Here is a 4,685-nt window from a genome sequence, read left to right as displayed (position 1 = left end):
GCGGCGCCGGCTCCGGCCGGTCCCCGGCGGCGGCGCGGGAGGTCAGCGCCCGGCCGAACCGGCCGAAGCGGGCGCGGCCCTGCGGCTGGTCCTCCGGCGGCGCGGTGGCGGCCTGCCACGGCGCGTCCTCGGGGGCGCCCCCGGCGGCGGCGACGACCTCCTCGGGGCGGCCGATCCCGCCGAGGATGCGTTTGATGTCGGCGTCGCGTTCCTCGCCGGGGACGGCGGAGCGTTGGCGGCCGATCTCGTCCCGGAGCCGGCCGACGAGTTGGCGGCGTTCGGCCGAGGGGATGTTGGCGCTGTGGGCGAGGTCGCCCACTTTGCTGAGGTAGTCGAGTACCAGTCGTTCACCGTCGATGCCCACGGCTCCGCATGCTACCGACCACGGCGGCCCGAGCCCCCTGTTCGCGGACAACCGGCCCGGCGCGGCGCCGTGTTGGCCGGGGTGTGCGGTCGCGCCCGGTCCGCGCCGGCCGCCCGGGCCGAGGGCCGGGCGGCCGGTGGACGGTGGACGGTGGCCGGCGGACCGCGGGGCCGGCAGGGGCGTCCGCCGGCCCGAACCTGCGGGAACGCCGTTGTTCATCCCGGGTTCACCCCACGCCGTGCAACCCGCTACCCACGGCTCGTTACATGGTGAACGTCCGTGCCGGACAACCCAGCCAACGCCCCGGGAGCCCGACGATGCCCGTAGACCTGTCGATACCGGCGCGTGCCGGCGCCCCGGACGACTCCGGCGCCGCGGGTGCCCGCCCCGCCGCACCGGTGGTGTTCCGCCTCGCGGGGCTGGAGGTCTCCTACGGCTCGCACCGCGCCGTCCGCGACGTGTCGATGGACATCCACGAGCGGGAGATCACCGCGCTGATCGGGCCCTCGGGCTGCGGCAAGTCGACGGTGCTGCGGTGCCTGAACCGCATGAACGACCTCGTGCCCGGTGCCCGGGTGAACGGCGAGGTCAGCTACCACGGCGCGGACCTGTACGGCGAGGACGTCGACGCCATCGAGGTGCGGCGGCACATCGGCATGGTGTTCCAGAAGCCCAACCCGTTCCCCAAGTCGATCTACGACAACGTCGCCTACGGTCTCCGCATCGACGGGCGGCTGCCCAAGTCGGAGCTGGACGACCGCGTCGAGGAGGCGCTGACCGGCGCGGCGCTGTGGGACGAGGTCAAGGACAAGCTGAAGCAGAGCGGCCTGGCGCTCTCCGGCGGCCAGCAGCAGCGGCTGTGCATCGCCCGCACCATCGCGGTCCGCCCGGACGTGGTGCTGATGGACGAGCCCTGCTCGGCGCTGGACCCGATCGCCACCGCGCGCATCGAGGACCTGATGGTGAAGCTCGCCGACCGGTTCACCATCGTCATCGTCACCCACAACATGCAGCAGGCGGCCCGCGTCTCCGATCGCACCGCTTTCTTCACTGCCGACACCGACAGCGAGGGAGTGCGCCATGGGCGCCTGGTCGAGTACGACGCGACCGAGAGGATCTTCAACCGTCCCGCCGACCAGCGCACCGAGGATTACATTTCCGGCCGCTTCGGCTGAGCCGGCGGTGGACGAGGCCCAGGCCACCGAGGCGCTGATCCCGGCGACGCTCCGCATTCCGCTCGGTTCCCACCCGGTGGTCCTGCTCGCCGACTCCGACGAGCGCATCCGGCAGGGGCTGACGGCGCAGCTGGCGAAGTACCAGGTCTCGGTGGTGCACTGCGCGGACGGGGCGGTCACGCTGCTGGAGGCGGGGCTGCGCAAGCCGGACGTGCTGCTGGTCTCCGCGGACCTGCCGCTGCTGGACGGCGCCACGGTGCTGCGGCTGGTGCGGCGGCGGCTGTCGATCCCGGTGGTGCTGGGCGTGGGCCCCGGCGACACCGAGCAGGTCGGACCGGCGCTGGCGGCCGGGGCCAGCGCCTGCGTGGCGCGGCCCTACCGGCCGCGTGAGGTGGCGCAGCTGCTGAGCCTGGCGGACCGGGGCACCCGTGGCTGGGACCAGCCGCTGGTGTGCGGGCCGCTGACGCTCGACCCGGGGAGCTACGAGGTGCGGATGCACGGCGTCCCCACCGGCCGGCTGCCGCTGCGCGAGTTCCAGCTGCTGCACCTGCTGATGCAGCACGCGGAGAAGGTCATCACCCGCGACCGCATCCGCGCCGAACTCTGGGGGGACGGCGCACGCCGGTCCAACACCATCACGGTGCACATCCGGCGGCTGCGGGAGCGCCTCGGTGACGACCCGCACCACCCGGAGATCATCCAGACGGTGCGCGGGGTCGGGTACCGCCTGGTGCCGCCGGGCACCTGAGGCCGGCGCCGTGCCGGGCCGGCGGCCGCCTGCGCGGCCGGTCGCGGCGCGTACCGGGCCGGCGGCGCGGGTCGTGCCGGAGAGCACCCGGCACGACCCGCGCCCCAGTGGCCGGTGCCCCGCGCCGGCCGGACCGCCGGCGGTGGGGCACCGGCCACTGGGGCCGGTCCGCGAGACGCGGTGAGCGCGCGATGCGGTGATCACGAGAAGCGGTATCACGAGAAGCGGTGAGCGCGGGGCGTGTGGGCGCCGGTGCGCTCGGGGCGGGCGTGGTGCCCGCCGGGGGCCGCGGTCAGCGGCCGAGGGCGTCCAGCGAGTACAGCGCCGAGGTCGCCGCGCGCGCCACGAGCGCGTCGTCGTAGGTGGCGTCCTCCTCGTCACGGCTGGAGAGGACGGCCATGATGATCGGCTCGCCCTCCTCCGGCCAGAGCACCGCGATGTCGTTGCGGGTGCCGTAGCCGCCCGCGCCGCTCTTGTCGCCGACGGTCCAGCTGTCGGGGACACCGGCGGGGATCAGGGTGGCACCGGTGGTGTTGGTGGTCATCCACTCGACGAGCTGGTCGCTCTCCTGGGCGTCGAGGACGTCGCCGAAGACGAAGGCGTTGAGCGTCTCGGCCATGGCGCGGGGGGTGCTGGTGTCGCGGTCGTCGCCGGGCGTCGCCTCGTTCAGCTCCGTCTCCAACCGGTCCACGTTGGTGGTCTCGTCGCCGATGCCGCGCAGCGCGGCCTGGAGGCCGGTGGGGCCGCCGAGGGCGTCGAAGAGCAGGTTGGTGGCGGTGTTGTCGGACTGGCGGACCGCCGCGGCGGCCAGATCCCGCAGCGTCATGCCCTCGCCGGTGAACCGCTCGGTCACCGGGGAGTGGGAGATCAGGTCGGCCTTGTCGTAGGCGACGGTGGTGTCGATGCCGTCCAGGCCGTACTGGGCGAGGAGCGCGCCGGCGGCGAACGCCTTGAAGGTGGAGGCGAAGGCGAACCGCTCGTCGGAGCGGTACTCGACCTCCTCACCGGTACCGGTGTCGAGGGCGTAGACGCCGAGGCGGGCGTCGAACTCCTCCTCCAGCTGCTCGAAGGTCGAGGCCGCGGACGCCTGCGCGTCGGGGTTCTTCTCCGAGGGGTCGACCTCCCGGCCACCGCCCCCGGCCGCCGAGCTGTCGCCGCCGCCCCCGTTCTCCGACGAGGTGTCGCCGGCGGAGCAACCGACCATCGCGACGACGGCGAGCGACAGGGCGAGCCCCACCACTCTGCGACGGGGGCGGGCTGAATGGTGCATCGAAGCGTCTCCTCGTGGTCCGGGACGGGGGAAACACCGCCACTCGGCTGGCGCGGCAGCGTTCTGCGCCTCACGCGTCCCGCGCGGTCACCGGCCGGCAGCGTCAGGTGTTGCATCGTGAGGGTAACCGGAGCGCGGGCGACCGGTACGTACCTGTCACGCGTCGCTGGGCGAAAAGGTGACGCGGCGTGGGGCGGCGGGCCGGCCGCACCCTTTCCGAACAAGCCGCGCGACCGGTGGGCGGCGGGGGCGACACTCCACAACTGCGCAGCTCAGTGCCGGTGTTGCAGAACCGCCACGTCGGCTTGTACCGGGTCACCGGAACGAGACAAGGATCACGGTGCGGAACCGTTCGCAACGGCCGCTGTTCGCTGGTGCACACAACCGGCGGGCGGCGGCGGGGGCCGGCCGCGACCGCGCGCCGGGGTCGGACGCCCCGGCGGGTGGCAGGGTGCGGTCGGCGGATGGCGGCGGACCGGTGAGCGGCCGGGTGACGGCGGGCTGACGGGCCGTCCGGTCACGGTGCGGCCGTCGTCCGGTGCGGCGCCGGCTCCGTCGCCGACCGGACGGCGAGCACCGCGACGTCGTCGTCCCGGGCGCCGCCGTGCCGCCGGACGTCGTCGAGCAACCAGGTGAGCAACGCCTCCGGGTCGCGCCCGGGGTAGGCGCGCAACCGCTCGGCCGGGTCGTAGAAGCGGCCGTCGGCGTCCCGGGCCTCGCTGACGCCGTCGGTGTACAGCAGCAGCACGGCGCCGGGCGGCAGCGGCACCGTCAGGGGGGCGGCCGCGGGACCGCCGAGCCCCGTCATCCCCAGGGGCAGCGCGGCGGCCGGGGGGTCGAGCGCCCGGACGGAGCCGTCGGCGGCCAGGAGCAGCGGTGACGGGTGCCCGTGGTTGAGCAACCGCACCTCCGGCACGGCGGGCTCGGGGACGGGCGACTCGTGGGCGAGCGGCTCGGGCCCCTCGGGGGCCTCCGGTGCCCTGCAGGCGGGGGCCGGGGGCGGCTCGGGGACGGCCGGGCCGGGACCGTGGGTGACGGCGCCCGAGGCGCTCACCTCTCCGGCGGCAGCACTCCCGGCGCGTGTCGCCGCCCCGCCGCGCGCCTGCTGCCCGTGGGCGGGGCCGGGGG

The 4,685-nt window shown here is 75.1% G+C and carries 4 protein-coding genes and 1 pseudogene; 2 read left to right on the top strand and 3 right to left on the bottom strand.

The genetic code is table 11. The annotated features are described in order from the left end of the window. Positions 1–364: pseudogene (locus tag HCN56_RS23760) on the bottom strand (hypothetical protein); the annotation flags it as partial. Positions 365–765: 401 nt separating this feature from the next. Between HCN56_RS23760 and pstB the strand changes: the two are divergent. Then, on the top strand, positions 766–1,539 hold the full coding sequence (pstB, locus tag HCN56_RS23755) for a phosphate ABC transporter ATP-binding protein PstB (protein WP_376770922.1): 774 nt from the start codon (positions 766–768) through the stop codon (positions 1,537–1,539). Between the two features lie 7 nt (positions 1,540–1,546). After that, positions 1,547–2,287, top strand: coding sequence for a response regulator transcription factor (locus HCN56_RS23750; protein ID WP_312871409.1), 741 nt, complete (start codon positions 1,547–1,549; stop codon positions 2,285–2,287). A gap of 292 nt (positions 2,288–2,579) precedes the next feature. On the opposite strand, the gene bla is transcribed toward HCN56_RS23750, so the two are convergent. Continuing rightward, the gene (gene bla / locus HCN56_RS23745) at positions 2,580–3,557 is read right to left on the bottom strand and encodes a class A beta-lactamase (RefSeq protein ID WP_209313114.1); all 978 of its coding nucleotides are present in this window, start codon (positions 3,555–3,557) and stop codon (positions 2,580–2,582) included. A gap of 517 nt (positions 3,558–4,074) precedes the next feature. Then, the coding region (locus tag HCN56_RS26765; protein ID WP_167974424.1) for a PP2C family protein-serine/threonine phosphatase at positions 4,075–4,685 on the bottom strand (611 nt) is incomplete at its 5' end.

The sequence above is a fragment of the Streptomyces lonarensis genome, assembly GCF_012033735.1.
GTDB lineage: Bacteria > Actinomycetota > Actinomycetes > Streptomycetales > Streptomycetaceae > Streptomyces > Streptomyces lonarensis.
Note: the sequence above shows the minus strand (reverse complement) of the source record. Positions and strands in the feature narration are given on the sequence as shown.